Genomic DNA, 19,787 nt, shown 5'->3' with positions numbered 1-19,787 from the left:
ATGCAAATGAATTTAAGCAAACTTGCAAGCGCCTTGATTCTTGGGAGTTCATTGGTCGGTTGTGCGGCTGTGGTTAAAACCCCATACGAGGCCCCTGCTGTGCAAATTCCAAATGGTTTTGTTTATGACAATGCAAAATCGAAACACGTTCAGGCAGATTTATATGCAGATCAGTGGTGGACCTTATTTGGTGATGCTCAGTTAAATCAATTGGTCAATCAAGTGATTCAACGTAATGCTGATTTGGCTGTTGCAGGGATTAACTTACAAACAGCCCGTTTAAGAGCTGGCTTAGCGCGAGACCAACAAGGTCCTCGTGTTAATTCAGGGGTATCTACAGGCCATAGCTTTGACCTCAATTCAGGTGATGATGCTGCCAAAGGTCTATCTCTCAGTGCGGGTGTCAGTTATGAAGTGGATTTGTTTGGTAAACTGGCGCGTCAAACTGAGGCATCAAAGTGGGAATCTTTAGCCACTGAACAAGACTTACAAGCCACTGGGCAGACCTTAATTGCCACAACCGCAAATTTATATTGGCAATTGGGTTATTTAAATGAACGCTATAGCTCTGCCCAACAGAGCTTAGCCGCCACTCAAAAAACCTTTGAATTGGTGCGTACTCAATATCGTGCTGGCGCAGTTTCAGGACTAGATTTGACCCAAGCTGAGCAATCGGTACAAAGCCAAAAAGCCAGTTTAAGTCAGATTGAACAGCAACGTGTTGAAACACGTACCGCTTTGGCCGTGTTATTACAAATACCTGTGCAACAGTTAAATATTCAAGAACCACAGCAATTACCGCAGATCAGTCTACCCAATATCTCAGCGGGTTTACCGGCAGATATTTTGTCGCGCCGTCCTGATTTAAAAGCAGCCGAATTGCGTTTACGTGAATCTTTGGCGACCAAAGATGCCACCAAAGCCAGCTATTATCCTTCAATCAGTTTGACGGGGAATTTAGGTTCAACCAGCACATCATTGACAAATTTATTGAAAAATCCTGCACTGACTTTAGGCGCAAGCTTAAGCCTGCCGTTTTTACAATATAATGATATGCAAAAGAATTTAAAGATCAGTGAACTGGACTATGAAAAAGCCATTGTTCAATATCGCAATACCTTGTACCAAGCTTTTGCAGATACTGAAAATGCATTGTCGAATCGTACTGAGCTAGATAAACAAGTCGCCTTTCAACAAAAGAACTTGGAACTTGCGGAAAAAACAGAACGTTTGACCAATGTACGTTATCGTAATGGTGCAATTGCTTTAAAAAATGTTTTGGATGCTCAAGAAACCACGCGTAGTGCTCGTTTGTCTTTAGTCCAAGCCAAGCAAAGCCAATACAATGCTTATGTCACTTTGATGCAAGCTTTGGGTGGTAGTCCGATTAAGCAATTACCTTAAGAATGTGTTGAGATAAGAAAGCCCTGATGGGCTTTTTTTTCATGCTATGTTTTCTTTTTGGGTCAATACCCTACTATTCTTATAAGCTGGGTATTGCAAATTGCCATTTATCATATTTAACCCATTAATATAATTAAAGATAAAAATTAATTTTAATCTTTTTATTTATCTTTCACGCTAAAGAAACCAAATTTTAAATTGTCTTTTGCTGTCACTATATATGGATCATTTTCATCTACGGAATTATCTTTTTTAAGCTGTTCACTCCAATAAAATGGTTTTGAAAAAAGAACTGTGATTCGTCGTCCAAAGAACCGAATAAATTCAGGTATGGCAAAAATAAGCGCATAGAGTGGTGTCTGAAAATGATTGATAAACACGGTTTGCCAACTTTGCTTAAAGGATTCTTTTTTCTCTTGAATATCATAACAATATGTTAATTTACTTTTATAATCTTGCTCAGGAGCATCTATCCCTTTTCTGTAGTACAGTGGTTCAGGCCCCTGTTCTACATAAGTTTTTATAAATAGTAAAAAGCCTTCTATATAGTCTTTATGAATATTGGGTGTACCCAACTGTATATCATGTTTTATCACTTCACCATCAAGTATATAGGCATGTAACTCATATAGCGGTAGCCCCACTACACCTTGTGATTGAACGATATCAAAATACAAATCGTTTAATAAAAACTGAGTGGTGTTATTCCCATCAGAACACACAGTCATTGTCTTTTTTTTTCTATTTATTACGACTGGTAAATAAATAGGCTTTAAAAAATCAAGTTTCAAGAAAGGAATTAACATAGTTAAAAGCATATACAATGCAATAAAAAAAACTAATATAAATAAAATTAGAAGCACTAATAAATCATCACCACCATCTTTAAAAAATAGACAACCACCGAATAGAACTAGGAAAACATAAGGAATACCAAAAAAAGATAAAAAAATTAATTTCTTCCCCTTCCATACGTAATTTCTATTTGTTAATTCAATAAAGCTAGAGTTCATTTCAACCAATGAAAAATTATGATTGATCACTCGCTTGAGTTCAAAAGTATCGAGTTTAAAGAGTTGATACTTCTTTACACTTTCTCCAACTTTTGTACGAGGAACGAAATACCATGGATTTTTCATTTATCTTTCATCTCAAACATACTAAATTCAAAGTTGTCTTTAAAACTGATCTCCTCTGGACGTTGTTGCTCCATTTTATTTTTATAGATAACCTCTTTATGCCATACAGGTAGAGGCTTTATATTGAGCAATATTCGCCTTGCAATAAAATTACCAAGATCAAAAGGATAGGAGAATAGAGCAGGAACCCAGTTATAATGATAAATAATTCGAAATGACTTCCATGTATCTCGATAACTTTCTTTTGCACCAATGACCTGTTGGCAAAATGTTAATTGAGTAAACGGATCTATCGTTCCATACATCGGATGAGGTTTTGGATATAGTTCTTCAGGTCCCTTATGCATAAAATGACATATAAATGACCATAAGCCTTGAGTACGAAATATACCTATCATTGGGAAGCCAATGACGAAAGTATGTTTTAACAGACCATCTTCAACAATATGTGCTCTAAGCTCTCTCAGTGGTATACCTGAAAGTCCAAAACTGCTCCCCATCACATAAACAACATCTTTCCAATCTCGTTCGATATACTCAGCTTCAGTTAAATAAAAAAACACCTTGCCTGTTTTTCGGTTAAATAAAATTGGTTTACAAACTGCCTTGTTGTAGTCATATTTAAAAAAAGGGTCTAAAAATGCATAGAGTGGTAAAAAAAAGACAATCAACCCTGAAATTACGACAAATATTGAAAAAGAAATAGACTCTTTAGAACCCCCACCAAGTGAAAAATATAAATATAGAATATAAAATATTAAAAATAATATAGGAGAACATAATACTAAAAGACTTATTCCTTTTCCTAACCTCGCATAAGATTGATCTATAAGCTCTATATAATTATTATTCATGCTTAGAAAAGACCAGTTATGATTGCGTTTAAATTCATCATAGGGAGATAAAAGTACATCACCTTCATCTAATCTAGAAAAAGGTATATTTTCTTTAAAAACATCATAACCAAACGAATGCTCTTTAATTTTACTTTTCATCATGTACCCATTTTACTGATGCTTCCAAATATTATGCTCACAAAAAATATAATTTTATTTTTAGAGATCAAAGCACTTGCGCGCTTTATCATTTATCTTTCACACTAAAAAAACCAAATTTCAAATTGTCTTTTGCTGTCACAATATATGGATCATTTTCATCTACGGAATTATCTTTTTTAAGCTGTTCACTCCAGTAAAATGGTTTTGAAAAAAGAACTGTGATTCGTCGTCCAAAGAACCGAATAAATTCAGGTATGGCAAAAATAAGCGCATAGAGTGGTGTCTGAAAATGATTGATAAACACGGTTTGCCAACTTTGCTTAAAGGATTCTTTTTTTTCTTGAATATCATAGCAATATGTTAATTTGCTTTTATAATCTTGCTCAGGATCGTCTATACCTTTTCTGTAGTACAACGGTTCAGTTCCCTGTTCTACATAAGTTTTGATAAACAATAAAAAGCCTTCTATATAGTCTTTATGAATATTGGGTGTACCCAACTGTATATCATGTTTTATCACTTCACCATCAAGTATATAGGCATGTAACTCATATAGCGGTAGTCCCACTACACCTTGTGATTGAACGATATCAAAATACAAATCGTTTAATAAAAACTGAGTGGTGTTATTCCCATCAGAACATACAGTCATTATCTTTTTTTGTCTATTTATTACGATTGGTAAATAAAGAGGCTTTAAAAAATCGAATTTAAAAAAAGAAAGAAACATCGTAATAAATATATAAAGAGCACTACATATTACAATTATTGCACTGGTGTATATGACAAATACCTCATCCTCTACACCATCTTTTAAAAAAAATATGCTGAGATAAATAGTTAAAGTTAAAATAGGAAGTGCAACAAGGAGAAAAATTGTTACGATCTTTCCCTTCCAAGCATAATTTTTATTTGTTAATTCAATAAAGTTAGAGTTCATCTGAACAACTGAAAAATTATGATTGATTTCTCGTTTCAGTTCAAAAGTTTCCAATTTAAAGAGTTGATACTTTTTTACATTATCACCAACTTTGGTACGAGGAATGAAATACCACAGATTTTTCATTTAAATAGTCCATTTAGAGCTGATAGCTGTGTTTCATATTTTCCAAAAGAAACCATCCCTTCGTTAGCATCTCCCAAGAAACTTTTTCGCAACCATTTTTGTAATTCTTTTTCTCTTTTATATAATGCATACACAGCCAACCCTATACTTATTGCTAACAATATGAGTCCAATTGGATGAGTAGCAAATCCAAAGAAAATAAATGCTGATGATATTACCATTGTTAAACCACTAAATCCTAAAAGTGCTCCGTACGTCCTTTCACCACTTTTGTAAGCGTTTACTCCACCAATCATATCAAACACACCAAATACAACACCTACTAATGCACCTAATGTTCGCCATCCTAAATGTTTCATACTTGTGGCATTGGCTAAATCTTTTGAAAATACAAATAGTTTTGTATTTTTCAATGGTCCAACAGCCATCTTTCTTTCAAAATACTTACTGAGCATCATGGATGTTCCTTCAGCTAACGCCATTCCCATACCTGCTAATGATGCAGCCTTACGCCCACCTTTTTCTGAACCACTTAAATTTTGATCAGTCCAAACTGTATACATGGCAAGTGACTGGAAAACGAAGTTTCCTGTAGCAACCAGATGCTCAAATGATATTTTTTTATCTGTAAATACGTTTACGGGAATTTCTGTTTCGATTTTAAGCTTATTAGAGGTATTCACTTCATTTGGAACAGCATCACTTGAATAATTCCCCAATAACATGCTGGATATAGTATTAATAAAATGTGCTTTTTCTCTAGGTAAATTTTGAGTGCTAACATCAAGATAAGGCAAATTAATTCTTAATTTTTCCCGAGAAGCATTCCAAAGTGGATCATTGGCTATTTTACTAAGCATACTATCTCTACTGATCTTAACATCTGCTCCAAATGTATCTTTATAATATGCAATCAATAAGTCAGCGAGTTTATTATTGAATTGAGAAACATTTTTCGCCTGAATAACTCCTTCTTTAACTGGTGCTTGTGTGTAGCCACCTAGCATTATGGTGAGAGGATTCAATTGATTAGGATGAAGTTCGATTCCACGCATAGCGACAGGAGATAAATGCAAAACAAACTGACTTATTGAACTTTGTAAATATGCTATTTCAAAAGAATTTAATGATGAAATTACTGAATTCGTGCGAGAAATTAAATCTCCCCATGGAATTGTAGATAAGTTTGAGTAGTTAATATAGCTTGATACACTATTTTTAATATCAGAAGAACTACAGCATAATGCATCAGAAATCAAACTTTTATTACCTGAAATTAAGTAAAGCTGTTTTACAAAATAGTCTAAACATTTAGGTAAAGCTTTACAAAACTCAAGAATAGAGGAACTCAACTCATAATTACCTGACAAAGATTTTGGATTATCTCTTTCTGTAACATAAAAATAGTGTTCATTTATAATATTATTCATAAATAATTTTAATGCCCACTCATCCAATGAATCAATTTTTTTAGATTTCTGATCATCTTTTTCATTTTTTGATTTAATTGCATCTGAGTAAATTTTATCATTTAAACAGCTTTGATAGTTTTTATTCCAATCCTGTAGTTTATATTTTTGTTGATTTGCTTTATCTCTAATTTCTTCTTCTGCGATCTGTTCAGGTGTTTTTTTCTTCTGCATTTGTTCTTTTAGATATTTTCCAAATTCATTCGATAATTGCTCAGAAGGATCTAAAAAAATAGGATCTTTATTAATTTCAGCTTTTTCAGCTTCTGTAAAATAAATATCTTTATTTATTCCAAATGCTAATTTAAGTCCTTCAACGTCAAGTAAGGTTTTTTCTTGATCTGTATATACTGAAGTATCTTCCAATACAGATAGTGCATTAGAAGCAATATCTTGAATTATACCGACATAATCATCCAAACAAAAAATTGCACCTGTAAATAATCTCGTTTTTTTATTATCAGATAAAATATCTTTTAATTCTGTTACTTCATAATTATCATACTTATTAATTACTGATGAATCTTCATCATTATCAATAGCTTCTGATGAGCAACTCTTAAAATTCAAATAATCAAAGATCTGATTATAATGATTTTCAAAATTAGTTGATACATTACTCAAAGTCCACGGAGTTTGAAGATATGCGCTAGACTTATTAGAATCTAAAAAAACATATTGCTCTAAATTGTAATTTTTTATTAAGTTTAAGTTTTGCTCTGTGATGGGAAATTGACGATCATCATTCCCCATACCATTTAAATATGCTTTTACATTGAATACATTCATATTTTTTTTGTATTTTTTTTTGTTCTCAACCTTTTTATCTTTACTCCATTTTACTTCTGAATATTTCATATAAATTTCAGTTGCTTCAGAGGCCTTTGGGATTGTAATCATGAGCGCTCTTGCACGATGAACTGTTTTACTACAAGGTTCTTTACTTTGTGAGTTGCTGATCGTTTCAGAGAAATAATCATTATTATCAATTCTTTTTAAAAAGCCCTGTTGAGATATTTCATATTCATGCCACTTATCCATATGTTTCATAAATACATATAAATATCCAGCTCTTAAAGTAGTAAGTCCATAAGCATATCCTTCTGAAGGAACTATACTATTAATACTTTCAAAACAAGATTTAGCGCTCCGACTTGCTGAAACTGTTATTGTTCGGAGTGGTTCGGTAGGTTTTGGTTTACCACTACCTTCAATATAAGTCCCTCGCGCTTTATAAAAATCATTCCTTTTTTTACGAAATTCAAGTTCGCTATTTATTTTCTTCTTTTCATCACTTATATCTTGTAATTCAGGATCATTTTTTTTATAAGTTGACAAAATCGTATCATTTTGAGTATTTTCTGGATAAGTTCCCTTTTTTGTTACAACAACATATCTAGCCAATAATAACTGTAGCCCTTCATCTCTCTTACAAAAATCACAAGGATATTCTTGATTATCAGTAGTCATACATCACCTTATTTTTTAAATTTTCATCATCAATATTTTGTTTTTTAAAAAAATCATCCCACTCAGACGTTGAAAGCTGTTTGCTTGCCTGTTCATAGCCTTTGGGACTTTCTGTTAAACGTTGGAAAAAGTGGGTTTCAAGAAAGCTTTCACCGATTAAATCTGCATGAAAAATGGATGCTACAGCATCATCCTTGGTCAAAATCCCTTTATTTTTTATTAAGTCTGCATAATTAAAAATCTGACTAACTTTTAAAAAGTATGCTGGCAGGTCGTCAGTCTTGAATTTTAACTTTTCAAATACTCTGTTGTTTACACTGATTTTGTCCAATAAATCATGATCAGGCTGTTGAATAAAATCCCCCTCAGATCCAGCGTCAAAGCACAATGTTTCATTTAAGAAATTAAATTCAATATTTTTAAAATATTTATTGATCCATAAAAAATCCTGACTCTCAAAATAATTGAGTAACATCCAAATTTTCGGATCAAAAAACCGATACAAATACTTCTTAGTGCCTACTTCATAGACTAAATTTTGTTTTAAGTGATTAACAATATCAGGTTCTCGAGTTGGAACACTTTTAAACGTCATTAGAAAAAAAGGTGAAAGCCCCGCTTTGATCTGATTTTGATCATGTTGCTTTATTTCATCAACAAGCGAAGCATCAACTGAATTTAAGCGCAATAAATACGGAAAAACATGCTGTACATTCTTCGCATAATCAGGTGCTAAAGACTTAAGTTGAGCTTCCACTTCATAAAAATATTGCGCATTTAGATTCGGGTCAATAATGACGTAATCATACTCAATCACCTCTTTTGGATGTATAGGCTCTAATAACATTATGAAAGCTCCACAGAAGCATCACCTTTTGCCGCAGCACCAGAAACACGCATTTCACAAATAGGAAGCTGAGGAATGTCTGAATTAATCTTCGCACCACTGGTAAACTTCTGTTGCCCCGACTTCACCTGAAACAAACCACCTGTAGTTGAAAATACCCCTGAACCATTAATCTTTAATTCAGAACCATCACCAATCAACTTAATCTCTTTCGGACTAATGATATAAACCGCGTCTTCGGTCGAAATGATTTGAATCCCTTTGCGTGCAATCACATCTGCACCACCATCTTGAGCTTGAAGTTCAACTTTGCCTTTTCCAGCAAATAACCTTGCCCCTTCCTGTGCCGCAAAAAGACTGATCTTAGCACTGGCATGCCCAATCAAAGCCTTTTGTGTGCTTAGGTTGATACTGTCGCCTGCGGTATGACTGATTTGCCCATCTGCTGATAGATGAATATCTTCGTTACTGGCAAGCGCAATCGAATTAGGGGAAGCCAACATCATCACTGCAGACTTAAATGCATCTGCTTTTTTCGGATCTTGTTGGTCTAGTGTATTGATAAATCCTTTTATTCTTTCCAACACCTCCAAAGGATCAGTTTGCTGATTCTTGGCAACTTCACTTAAGGCTTTAGAATTATTTAGACTACTTTCTAACTGACTTTTCGCGGCGGTCGCATCGAGATGGTTACCTGAGGCCGAATCTTGAGCATAGGTACTGAGTAGTAGACCCTGTCCTGCACGCACTGCACCCCATTGGTCTGTTCTTAGTTCAAAGCCTTCGCCTCGTCCTTTACTGGTATCAGTTTCTTTAGGATGACTCAGATTACCAAGGTTAAGTTGACTCGCACCGTGACTGCTTTGTAGCTGACTACTGATTTGGTCTGTGGTATCGTCAAATCTAAGCTGGCCATAGCCACTGCCTTTAACTTCTCGACTTTTGATCCCTGCTAGTTTTTTAGTATCAGGCAATTGGCCTTTGTCATCAAATTTCGTTGGGCTACGTTGCGCTTCATGGATACGTCCCACCACAAATGGTCGATCGATATTACCATCAAAGAAATCTATCACGACAATCTCACCAATCCTCGGTAAGAACCGCGCACCATAGCCTTCACCTGCCCACGGGGTCAGTACATCCACCCAAGCGGAATCAGTGTCGTTGTCATTGCTTCCTGCACCACCATCATGACTATGATCTTCATTGCGAGTAAACAGGAAGCGAACTTTAATGCGTCCCCATTCATCGACATGAATTTCCTCTCCACTTGGCCCAACCACTTTGGCTCGTTGTGGATGGGTACTTGGACGGTGTTGTAGTGGGTGGTATTCCGGAACAGTCGTGATATTACGGCGTTGTAGCACCAATTGATTGGCTTGGCGCTCTGGGTTATTTGAGTCTACATTTGAATTGACCCAATTGCTCTGTTGGAGCAAGCGATTGATTTGTTCATTCAGGTCTTTGGGTAAGTTGTTCTGGTTATAGAATGTCTTTGACGTGATCAGAAACTCTTTGTCTGAGCCACTGTGTTGGTCTATTTCTGGGTGTTCGTTTAATTCAAACCAGTAACCTACTTGCGCATCACGTACAGTGGAGTTGGCAACAAATTGTTTGGATTGAGCATCATAGTAATGACTGAGGTTTTGGTTAATCTTTTCAATCTGATTGTTATTTGACGCGGTTGCTTGATCTTCACCATTTAGGTCTTGAATCCATGCCGGACTGATATGCCAAGCTTGTTCTAAACCGAGACTGGCATTGTTTTGATTTTGACTGTGTTGGTGTTTGCTTTGAACACTACCTGCACCTTCTTCTTGCTCTAAAACATCTGCTTGCCAGCGTTGTACGTGGACAGCGGTGGGTTGTAAACTACGTTGCCCGATAAAGCTGGTGATGCTGTCTTGTTGTTCTGTGGCACTGCTACGATGGAAGCGAATCGTTCTTCGTTCTAGCGCTTTGTATTCGCTATTGTCATCCACCAAGCGCAGTTTTTGCGGCTGAATTTGAGTCGCAGAACTAGGCACAATCAATTGTGCTTCATCAATCAACCAGTTGATCCCTTCACTGCGCATCAAGCGGGTTAAAAATGCATAGTCACTTTCGTTACTCTGCATAATGAATGGTCGGATATCGTAATCTTTTTTAAGACCACTTTTATCGAGGCTTAGACTCGATGCAAAGAGTGGGCTTTTGTCTTGCCATTCTTTAAATAGCGTTTCTATGACTTGCACAACCGACTTATTCATAAACACTCGGCTGTTACGGCGTTTATGCCACAGTGAAGTGGCATCTTCAAGTTTGAGTTTATATAGCGTCAGTGCACCATCACTTTGCCCTTGTGCGGCCTCAGTAATCACCCCAGTGCTACGAAACAGTTGTCCATGATCTGTGACTTGATCAATGGCCACTTGGCTACCGATGAATTGTTTAAGCGGAATCACAGCCGAAGTGGCAAGGCAAATCAGTTCAACAGACACACCTTGGTTTAGACCATGTTGCCCATCGATACGTTGTAAGAAGATTTGAGCAGTCAAATCAGGATTGCTAAATTGGATATGCAAGGCTCGTTTTTGCGCAGTCAATCCAAGGTGTTGCAGAGCCGAAAATATATTGGCAAAATTCATTTTCTTATCAAACTTAAAATAATATTAATATTTATGAATATTTAATCAAAAAAAACGATTGAATCCTAGTTTATTGATCGGTTAATTTTTTAAAATTTGTAAAAAACCTCAATATTCACGTTTAAATATTGAGGTTTATGTCTTGAATTCAACTAGTTAAATAAACTTAACTTTATTCGCTATCCATCATTGATTGGCTCATACCGACCGTATTAAAACCAGCATCGACATACAGAATTTCACCAGTGATCCCATTTGCCCAAGGTGAGCATAGGAATAAGGCTGCATTACCAACGTCTTCAATCGTAACATTACGTTTTAACGGTGCAATTTTTTCATTAGCATCTAACATTTTACGGAAAGATTTAATCCCAGATGCCGCTAAAGTACGGATTGGACCTGCTGAAATTGCATTTACACGGATACCTTCAGCACCTAAGCTTGATGCTAAATAACGTACCCCTGCTTCCAAAGATGCTTTCGCCATACCCATAACATTATAGTTTGGCATAACAGACTCTGAACCTTGGTAAGTTAAAGTCAATAAACAGCCTTGGCGAGCCAACAATAAAGGTTTTGCTGCACGTGCCATAGCAACAAAACTATAAGCACTGATGTCATGGGCAATTTTAAAACCTTCACGATCTGTAACGTCCGTGAAATCACCATCAAGTGTATGCGCAGGTGCAAAGCCGATTGAATGTACAACACCATCCAAACCATCCCAATGCTTTGCTAATTCAGCAAATGCATGGTCAATTTCAGCATCCACAGCAACATCACAAGGGAAAACTAAAGTAGAACCGAATTGTTCTGCAAAATCATCTACACGTTTTTTTAGTTTATCGTTTGGATAAGTAAATGCGAGTTCTGCACCTTCACGATGTAATGCCTGAGCAATACCAAATGCAATGGATAATTTACTTGCAATACCCGCGATTAAAAAGCGTTTACCTGCCAATAGTCCTTGTGCCATGAAATTCTCACCTGATCAATTTTGTAAGCATAATGCCAAGTCTTGACCCATAACTAAATTGCATAATGCATCTTTTTTTAAAAGTTTACTAAAAACATAAAAAAAGCGCACTGAATCGAGTGCGCCTTTTCAAATCTATCAATCTATATAAAGGGAATGATTAATCATCACCTTGCAACAAGCTCAATAAACGTAAGAATGAATAGTACATCCATACCAATGTTGCCAACAAAGCGATACCACATAACCATTCATAAGCTTTAGGTGCACGTTGTGCTGCAGCAGACTCAATCAAATCGAAATCAAGAATCAGGTTCAATGATGCGATCACTGCAACAAATGCAGCAAAACCAATACCTAAAATACTGCTTTCAAATAAGAATGGAATACTTGAACCAAAAGCCAAACGCATAATAAACTGCACCACAAAAACCAATGCAATTGCGATAGATGCTGAAATCACAATAGATTTAAATTTTTCAGTTGCACGAATAATTTGGAATTTATATAAACCAAACATCACTAAAGTTGTGATAAATGTAGCTAAAAGTGCTTGTAATGGTACGCCCGGAAACTTCAGTTGGAAGATCACTGAAACACCACCCAAAAATGCACCTTCAAAGAATGCATAAGGAATAGCTAAAACACGTGCTGTATTCGGCTTAAATGTAGCAACCAATCCAAGAATCAAACCGCCAATTGCACCGACCATTGCGGCAGCATAGGCAATTCCAACATTCATTGTGGTAAAGCTATAGAAAAAAATTCCAACACCGAGTATGGCCGCAATAACAGTCAATAAAACTGATTTTTGAATTGCGCCTTGTACGGTCATTGGCTGTTCATAATCTGCATACGTTTCCGCACGCGTTAAAATTGGGTTATTACTTTGCATAGTCAATCTCTTTGTAATAATTCAAATATATATAAGGATATTAAAACGTTTTTTATGCAAACAATTTGAACTGCTTGCTATTTTTTGTAACGAGTTGTCAGAGGACATCAGCTTTAGTATAGCTTAAAAAACCAAAATGCATAGCAAAAAAAGAGGCTAAAAAGCCTCTTGTTTCAATCTGATATGTAATGAGATTTAACCACTCAGATGATTAATCTTGATTGGCAATAAAGAAATACTGACGATAATATTTAAGTTCAGCAATCGAATCGCGGATATCATCCATTGCCAAATGTGAAGCATTTTTCTTTAGACCGCTCATAATTTCAGGTCTCCAGCGTTTTGCTAATTCTTTCACAGAAGACACGTCCAAATTACGATAATGGAAGAATTGTTCAAGCTCAGGCATTAAACGGTGCATAAAACGGCGATCTTGGCAGATTGAATTACCACACATTGGTGAAGTTTTAGGATTAATCCATTTCTTCAAAAATTCTAAGGTTTGCTGCTCTGCATCTTGTGCTGTGAGTTTACTACGACGTACTCGTTCAATCAGCCCTGACTGACCGTGTTGTTTGGTGTTCCACTCATCCATTGCATTGAGGATAACATCTGATTGATGCACTGCAAGCACAGGCCCTTCCGCCAAAATGTTCAAATGATCATCTGTTACAATTGTCGCAATTTCAATGATCTTGTCATTATCTGTATCTAAACCTGTCATCTCTAGGTCGATCCAAATTAAGCGGGTATCCGGAGTGCTGCTCATATAGTGCAATCTTATTAGGCCAATAAAAAATGAATAGTAGCAAATTTCTTGCATCTTCGCTGTAATTCATTCGCCTGTCATGGTATTTTTGCCTTCTCATTTTTAAGGTTTTTAGGATATGAATGGCTTTAATTCGTAAACGTCGTTTAACTGAACAGCAGCAACGCCGCATTCAGAAACAACATAAAACACGTCAAGAAGAAATCGACACTTCCAATGACCTTGAAGGTCTTGTTGTTCAGCATTATGGACGACAACTCGAAGTACAAGCCCTTTCTGTTCCTACTCAACATCCGCAAAAACCCATCGTCAATGAAGGTGATCCAGAACCCTTTTGGAAACCGATTGAATTAGGCAGTGTCTGGCGCTGTCATACACGAACCAATTTAGAGCTGTTAGTGACAGGCGACAAAGTTCAGTGGCAAGCAGATCCAAATACAGGTTTAGGCATCATCACTGCCATTCATCCAAGGACTTCATTGTTAACGCGTCCCGATCGTTATCATAAAGTTAAACCTGTCGCAGCCAATATCAGTTTAATCGTCATTGTCTTTGCAACTCTGCCTGAGCCAGCACCCACGCTGATTGATCGCTATTTGGTGGCATGTGCGGATGCGGATATTCCAGTCCTTTTGGTGTTAAACAAATCAGATTTACTCAAAGAAAATGATCCTATTTTAGATCTCATTAAAGAATATCAAGACTTGGGCTATGAAGTACTGATCACTCAGTCTGAAGGTGATATTAGCGAATTAAAGCAACGACTCGACAACGAAACCGTTGCTTTCGTTGGGCAATCAGGTGTCGGCAAAAGCACCCTGATTAATGTCATCGTTCCTGATGCAGAACAGAAGACCAATATTATTTCTGAAAACTCAGCACTCGGACAACATACAACCACCTCTACCCGTTTGATTCGTTTTGGTGAAAATGGTGCTTTGATTGACTCGCCCGGCATCCGTGAATTTGGGCTTTGGCATTTGAGCCTAGAAAAGATTGATGCAGGCTTTCCTGAAATCTCTAACTTGATTGGACATTGCCAATATCGTAATTGCACCCACACACATGAGAAACAGTGCGCAATTAAAAAAGCGGTAGAAAATGGTGAAATTCTAGCCAGACGACATGAAAGTTATTTACGTTTAATTGAAGAAATCACTGATGCGCAACAAAAAAATTAAATTTCTTCTTTGAGAACCTTGAAGCGGTGATTTTGATCACCATATATATACGCTATACTCGACGCAATTTTTGATTGTAATTAGGTGACTTGTGGAACGTTGGTTTGAGTTTATGGGGAATCACCCCTTCTTATTTGGTATTTTAGGGGTACTGGCGATCTTGTTCTTTATTTTTGAAGGACAACGCAGTGGTCGTAAGATTTCACCACAATCACTTGGTATTTTAGTCAAGGCTAAAAATGCGATGTTGATTGATTTACGCGATGCTAAAGATTTCCGTGAAGGTCATGTGAGTGGCAGTCGCAACATTCCATATAGTCAAATTGCCAGTCACATTGAAGAGTTAAAAACTGCTGACCGTCCTTTAGTATTTATCTGTAACTTAGGTCAAGTTGCAGGAAGTGCTTTACAACAAGTCGGCCATGCAGACAGCTATCGTCTTGATGGTGGTATCAGTAACTGGAAAGCCCAAGGCTTGCCATTAGTTAAAGCTAAAAAATAGGCTTAAGGAGCTCAACATGACTGCTGAAGTAAAAGTATATTCAACAACTTTTTGCCCATACTGTGTACGTGCGAAATCTCTACTTGAGCGTAAAGGTGTTGCTTTTACCGAAATCAATCTCGATGAAGAAGCACCTGAAGTTAAGACTGAGCTGATCCAGAAAACTCGACACCGTACAGTGCCACAAATTTTTATTAATAATGAATTTATCGGTGGTTTTGACCAGCTTTATGCTTTAGAAAAAGCCGGCAAACTCGATGAGTTACTTGGTTAATCCACAACTTAATTAATGAATCACTTCTTAAAATTTAAGGAATAAAGAATGAGTGAAGAACAACAAGCTCAACCACAACTTGCTTTAGAACGTATTTATACAAAAGACATTTCTTTTGAAGTACCTGGGGCTCAAGTTTTTACCAAAGAATGGCAACCTGAATTAAACATCAATTTGTCTTCTGCTGCTGAAAAAGTGGATGCAACCCACTTTGAAGTGTCTTTAAAAGTTGTTGTGCAAGCGAACAATGCAGGCGATACAGCATTTATCGTCGATGTAACACAATCAGGTATTTTCTTGATTGATGGTATTGAAGAAGACCGTCTTCCATACATCTTAGGTGCTTACTGCCCGAACATTTTGTTCCCATTCTTGCGTGAAGCAGTTAATGATCTTGTAACGAAAGGTAGCTTCCCTCAATTACTTCTTACGCCAATCAATTTTGATGCAGAGTTTGAAGCAAATATGGAACGTGCCCAAGGCGCTGCTGCTGAAGGCCAAGCTTAATTTCTCAATAATTAAGTTTAAAAGACCGCACTATGCGGTCTTTTTTATATTTGATCAGATAAAAATCACCCAAACTTCACAACTGTGTGTGATGCAATTTTTTATAATTTAAACATCATAATAAGCATGAACAATAACAATGCCATTTACTCCCTTACATTTGGGCTTAGGCGCAAGCTGTAAAGCTATTGCAAATAAAAAATTTAGCTTGTTAATTTTCTCTGGTGTTCAGGTTTTGATGGATATAGAACCTCTAATTGGCATCATTCGAGGCTGGACCACACTCCATTTATATACCCATAATTTACTTGGTGCTTTGTTGATTGCTTTGCTTGCAGTCCCCATAGGTAAAGTGATGAGTGAGTTTTGTTTACGCAACTTATTTAAACAAGCAGACTGGCAGATCACATGGCAAGTGGCGACAGTCAGTGCCTTGATCGGTAGTTTTAGTCATATTTTTTTAGATGCCTTGATGCATGCAGATATGTATCCCTTTTATCCACTGAGTTATTCTCAAGTTTTACTCAACATGATTCCCTACAATTTTATTTTTTATGGGAGTTTAATCAATTTTATTTTTGCCGCAATTGTTTGGCTTATCCGTGAAGAAAAATCATGATTCATCAATTGTTCTAAAGGTTAGATTAATCCGAGCTGTATGCACTTTCTTTGTTGGGGCTAAGCGGTGCAACCAATATGTTTGTGTGGTGTCTTTCATGACCAGCAAACTGCCATTTTCGAGAAAAACCTCAATCTTTTCTTGGCTATTTTTATGTTTAAAGGCAAATTTTCGAACCGCGCCTAGGCTTAAAGATGCAATTGCACCATTCTTTTTTAGATCTGTTTCACCATCACTGTGCCATGCCATACCCTCTTCACCGGTATGGTAAAGATTCAGCAAACAAGAATTAAATGCTTCACCCGTGATCATTTCAATCTGTTGTTTCAGTTCGAGTAATTCTTCAGTCCATGGCAAGGCATATTTGGAGCTATTTGAATAAGTGTATTCAAAAGCGCGATCTCCATACCAAGCCACTTTCCGTTTAGTGATAATCTTTTTGCCAAAAATAATCGCTTGGTCATTTTTCCATTCAATATGGGTTAGCAATTGCTCAAAATAATCATTGGCGATGGCTTCATCCATGATTTTTCCGAAATAATTCACTGTTCCATCTTGTGGAAGCAAGTTCTCATGGGGATCAGTTAGAAACTCAAGTTGTTGCATTTTTCCATTTCACATAGGCTGATTTCATACAATGTCCACACGGGCGAAATTGCAATGCCAAGGCTTCGGCTTCACTACTAAAGAACACCCGATTGGCTTTTAACATACGCTTGCCCGAACCACAGTTTAAACGTCCATAAATTTTTAGCTTTTGGTTGCCTGCAAATAAAATTTCAACATTCCTGATTTTTCGATATAACGCCAAGCGCTCAATGTCATCATGTTTAATCATCATTTAACTCACAGCATCATGAAAAATAATCCCCAATGTATAACGCTCCCCTGTACGCACCTGACTGACAGCATGCTTCATATTGACTCGATAATAGCCATGAGTGCTTTTCTTGGGTCTAAACTGCGTGGTAAAAATTAACACATCCCCTTGATCAGGTTGTAAAACAATGGCTTTTGACTGTGCTCGTGGTACTTGCTCAGTCAACACCAACTCACCACCGGTAAAATCGCTATTGGCTTGACTAAGAATAAATACCATTTGGATCGGAAAATAGACCTCGCCATATAGATCTTGATGTAAGGTATTAAAACCATCTTGTTGATAGTGCAAAATCAAAACAGTGGCCTTATTTTGACCCACTTGTTGGCATTGTTGTAAAAATTCAAGATGTGAATCTGGATATTGTCGATCCAACTTTAAAGCATCAGACCAAGCATTGGCGATAGGAACCAGATACGGATAAAACTGAGTTCGAAGCTGTTGAAGCAAGTTTGGTAGTGGATAATTAAAATATTTATACTCGCCATATCCAAAACGATGTTGCTGCATAGTGACGGTTTTTCGATACAGTTGTTGATGGTTATAATGACTTTTGATCAACTCACACAATTCATCAGATAAAAAGTCTTTAAGGATTGAGTAGCCTTGTGTATGCATCTGAGCATGGATTGACTCCCAATCTAAACCCTCAATTTTATTGAGCAACGCTGTTGCTTGTTGTGAATTAAACGCTGGCATGTACTTGCACACCTTCCCAGCCAATCATAGCGGCTTTACGTGTTTTACCCCAATGATATTCACCTAAAACACCTGTCGCTTGAATCACACGATGACATGGAATTAAAAAAGCCACTGGATTATTGCCAATCGCAGTACCGACTGCACGGGAAGCTTTTGGATTTCCAATCTGTTCTGCAAGGTCTGCATAGGTCGCCAATTGTCCCATCGGGATTTTAAGCAAACTTTCCCAAACTTTAAGCTGAAAATCAGTACCTTTTAGATGCAGCTTAATTTGGCTCCATGGTTTTTGTTCAGATGAGAAAATGGCCAAAGCATGTTCATGCAAGGCATCTGCTTGCTGATAAAATCTTGCTTTAGGAAATTTTTCAACGAGTGCGCTATAGGCATCTTGCTCATGCTCCACAAAAGACATAAAGCAAATCCCTTTGGCTGTTGAAGCCACTAAAACCATTCCAAAGCGTGTTTCAGCATACTGGTAGTGGATGGTTAAGTTTTCCCCACCACTTTTGTATTCAGCAGGTGTCATCCCTTCAATTTGTATAAATAGATCATGCAAACGACTGGTGCTCGATAGTCCTGTGTCATAAGTCGCATCAAATACCGAATGCTCTTGTTTTAACAAGTTTTTTGCATGTTCAATACTAATATATTGCAAGAACTTCTTCGGACTGGTTCCAGCCCATTCTGTAAATAAACGTTGAAAATGTGCAGGGCTTAAATGAATATGCGCAGCCACCTCATCTAAATTCGGTTGTGCTTTAAAATTGTGTTTAATGTATTCAATGGCTTTTGCAATACGTTCAAACTGATGGTGCTGTTGCATCGCATTTCTCCTCACTTTTCTACATCTAACTTAACAGTTGTTATGCAATGAGCAAATCCGAATCATGCTGAGTTTAGTGATTCAATATCGTTTAAAAATCTCCTCACAATAAAAAACCGTTAGTCATTAAAACTAACGGCTTTGTGCTTTCAAATGAATCGATTACTGATAGATCTTATGCCCTTGATCACGTATTTCAGCAATTTTCTTGCCTTCCATTTTGGCATGATCTAAATGACCGCCTTTGACTAGCGCTTGAGTCTTATCAATTTGCGCAATCAATTGATCATATAACTGAGTCGAAGTCGGAGCACTGGCATCACCACGACCTTTAAGTTTGACTTTTTTAGCGTCCGTTGCAGCAGCACGCATATTATCTAAAGCTTTATTTGCTTCAGCGGCATTATTGGTTTGATTAAATGCTTTATAGTTTTTACCTAATGCCTGCATATTTTGTTGTAGCGTTGCAGCAAAAGTCATTGAGCTGAAACCTAAAGCAGAAATCATCATGACGGTGGCTAAAGTTTTTTTGATCATTATGATCTTCCTTAAAACTGTGGCTATTGTTGGGTGTAAAAAAGCCCATTGTGGCTATTGTCCATTTCCAAGATTAAACATAGTTTAAAAGCACAAAAAATA

The 19,787-nt window shown here is 36.8% G+C and carries 20 protein-coding genes; 6 read left to right on the top strand and 14 right to left on the bottom strand.

Annotation, left to right across the window (positions count from 1 at the left end; genetic code table 11):
* Positions 1-1,404, top strand: coding sequence for an efflux transporter outer membrane subunit (locus ACQ7EO_RS02540; RefSeq protein ID WP_166781803.1), 1,404 nt, complete (start codon positions 1-3; stop codon positions 1,402-1,404).
* Positions 1,405-1,565: 161 nt separating this feature from the next.
* Here the strand turns inward: ACQ7EO_RS02540 and ACQ7EO_RS02535 are convergent, their stop codons facing one another.
* From ACQ7EO_RS02535 to orn, 9 genes are all read right to left on the bottom strand, one after another.
* Entirely contained in the window at positions 1,566-2,543 is a 978-nt protein-coding gene (locus ACQ7EO_RS02535) for a hypothetical protein (protein WP_434278810.1), read from the bottom strand.
* Positions 2,540-3,538, bottom strand: a complete 999-nt coding sequence (locus ACQ7EO_RS02530) for a DUF6708 domain-containing protein (protein ID WP_314335936.1) — start codon at positions 3,536-3,538, stop codon at positions 2,540-2,542. The genes ACQ7EO_RS02535 and ACQ7EO_RS02530 overlap by 4 nt, the downstream gene beginning before the upstream one ends.
* A gap of 88 nt (positions 3,539-3,626) precedes the next feature.
* Positions 3,627-4,607: a hypothetical protein gene (locus tag ACQ7EO_RS02525; RefSeq protein WP_434278808.1), complete on the bottom strand. Its 981-nt coding sequence runs from the start codon at positions 4,605-4,607 to the stop codon at positions 3,627-3,629.
* Positions 4,604-7,546 (bottom strand): toxin VasX, encoded by a 2,943-nt coding sequence (locus ACQ7EO_RS02520; protein WP_314335940.1) that lies wholly within the window; start codon positions 7,544-7,546, stop codon positions 4,604-4,606. Before ACQ7EO_RS02520 ends, ACQ7EO_RS02525 begins: the two co-directional genes overlap by 4 nt.
* Positions 7,536-8,393 (bottom strand): hypothetical protein, encoded by an 858-nt coding sequence (locus ACQ7EO_RS02515; protein ID WP_314335942.1) that lies wholly within the window; start codon positions 8,391-8,393, stop codon positions 7,536-7,538. The genes ACQ7EO_RS02520 and ACQ7EO_RS02515 overlap by 11 nt, the downstream gene beginning before the upstream one ends.
* Positions 8,393-11,020: a type VI secretion system Vgr family protein gene (locus ACQ7EO_RS02510; RefSeq protein ID WP_434278806.1), complete on the bottom strand. Its 2,628-nt coding sequence runs from the start codon at positions 11,018-11,020 to the stop codon at positions 8,393-8,395. The genes ACQ7EO_RS02515 and ACQ7EO_RS02510 overlap by 1 nt, the downstream gene beginning before the upstream one ends.
* Positions 11,021-11,192: 172 nt before the next feature.
* Positions 11,193-11,996, bottom strand: a complete 804-nt coding sequence (locus tag ACQ7EO_RS02505; protein WP_004725837.1) for an enoyl-ACP reductase FabI — start codon at positions 11,994-11,996, stop codon at positions 11,193-11,195.
* A 160-nt stretch (positions 11,997-12,156) separates the two neighbouring features.
* Positions 12,157-12,891, bottom strand: coding sequence for a Bax inhibitor-1/YccA family protein (locus ACQ7EO_RS02500; RefSeq protein ID WP_004816949.1), 735 nt, complete (start codon positions 12,889-12,891; stop codon positions 12,157-12,159).
* Positions 12,892-13,102: 211 nt separating this feature from the next.
* Positions 13,103-13,660 (bottom strand): oligoribonuclease, encoded by a 558-nt coding sequence (gene orn, locus ACQ7EO_RS02495; protein ID WP_004725833.1) that lies wholly within the window; start codon positions 13,658-13,660, stop codon positions 13,103-13,105.
* A 122-nt stretch (positions 13,661-13,782) separates the two neighbouring features.
* Here orn and rsgA point away from each other — a divergent pair, with 122 nt between their 5' ends.
* The 5 genes from rsgA to ACQ7EO_RS02470 all read left to right on the top strand — a co-directional run bounded on the left by rsgA (position 13,783) and on the right by ACQ7EO_RS02470 (position 16,743).
* Positions 13,783-14,841 carry a small ribosomal subunit biogenesis GTPase RsgA gene (rsgA, locus tag ACQ7EO_RS02490; protein WP_004725830.1) on the top strand — a complete coding sequence of 353 codons (1,059 nt, stop codon included), beginning with the start codon at positions 13,783-13,785 and terminating at the stop codon, positions 14,839-14,841.
* Positions 14,842-14,932: 91 nt separating this feature from the next.
* Positions 14,933-15,343 carry a rhodanese-like domain-containing protein gene (locus ACQ7EO_RS02485; protein WP_004725828.1) on the top strand — a complete coding sequence of 137 codons (411 nt, stop codon included), beginning with the start codon at positions 14,933-14,935 and terminating at the stop codon, positions 15,341-15,343.
* Between the two features lie 16 nt (positions 15,344-15,359).
* Entirely contained in the window at positions 15,360-15,617 is a 258-nt protein-coding gene (gene grxC, locus ACQ7EO_RS02480; RefSeq protein ID WP_004725827.1) for a glutaredoxin 3, read from the top strand.
* A 48-nt stretch (positions 15,618-15,665) separates the two neighbouring features.
* On the top strand, positions 15,666-16,124 hold the full coding sequence (gene secB / locus ACQ7EO_RS02475; protein ID WP_004725824.1) for a protein-export chaperone SecB: 459 nt from the start codon (positions 15,666-15,668) through the stop codon (positions 16,122-16,124).
* Between the two features lie 139 nt (positions 16,125-16,263).
* The gene (locus ACQ7EO_RS02470) at positions 16,264-16,743 is read left to right on the top strand and encodes a DUF4184 family protein (RefSeq protein WP_434278803.1); all 480 of its coding nucleotides are present in this window, start codon (positions 16,264-16,266) and stop codon (positions 16,741-16,743) included.
* Here the strand turns inward: ACQ7EO_RS02470 and ACQ7EO_RS02465 are convergent.
* The 5 genes from ACQ7EO_RS02465 to ACQ7EO_RS02445 all read right to left on the bottom strand — a co-directional run bounded on the left by ACQ7EO_RS02465 (position 16,738) and on the right by ACQ7EO_RS02445 (position 19,685).
* Positions 16,738-17,349: an alpha-ketoglutarate-dependent dioxygenase AlkB family protein gene (locus tag ACQ7EO_RS02465; protein ID WP_434278802.1), complete on the bottom strand. Its 612-nt coding sequence runs from the start codon at positions 17,347-17,349 to the stop codon at positions 16,738-16,740. The genes ACQ7EO_RS02470 and ACQ7EO_RS02465 overlap by 6 nt on opposite strands.
* Positions 17,336-17,581: an Ada metal-binding domain-containing protein gene (locus ACQ7EO_RS02460; RefSeq protein WP_244016007.1), complete on the bottom strand. Its 246-nt coding sequence runs from the start codon at positions 17,579-17,581 to the stop codon at positions 17,336-17,338. Before ACQ7EO_RS02460 ends, ACQ7EO_RS02465 begins: the two co-directional genes overlap by 14 nt.
* A gap of 3 nt (positions 17,582-17,584) precedes the next feature.
* Complete coding sequence (locus ACQ7EO_RS02455; protein WP_434278800.1) at positions 17,585-18,322, bottom strand: 2OG-Fe(II) oxygenase; 738 nt, start codon at positions 18,320-18,322, stop codon at positions 17,585-17,587.
* Complete coding sequence (locus ACQ7EO_RS02450; protein WP_151957008.1) at positions 18,309-19,148, bottom strand: bifunctional transcriptional activator/DNA repair enzyme AdaA; 840 nt, start codon at positions 19,146-19,148, stop codon at positions 18,309-18,311. The genes ACQ7EO_RS02455 and ACQ7EO_RS02450 overlap by 14 nt, the downstream gene beginning before the upstream one ends.
* A gap of 162 nt (positions 19,149-19,310) precedes the next feature.
* Positions 19,311-19,685 (bottom strand): cytochrome b562, encoded by a 375-nt coding sequence (locus tag ACQ7EO_RS02445; protein WP_004725812.1) that lies wholly within the window; start codon positions 19,683-19,685, stop codon positions 19,311-19,313.
* Positions 19,686-19,787: the final 102 nt, after the last annotated feature.

Source organism: Acinetobacter sp. CE-15 (genome assembly GCF_051059255.1).
GTDB lineage: Bacteria > Pseudomonadota > Gammaproteobacteria > Pseudomonadales > Moraxellaceae > Acinetobacter > Acinetobacter guillouiae.
Note: the sequence above shows the minus strand (reverse complement) of the source record. Positions and strands in the feature narration are given on the sequence as shown.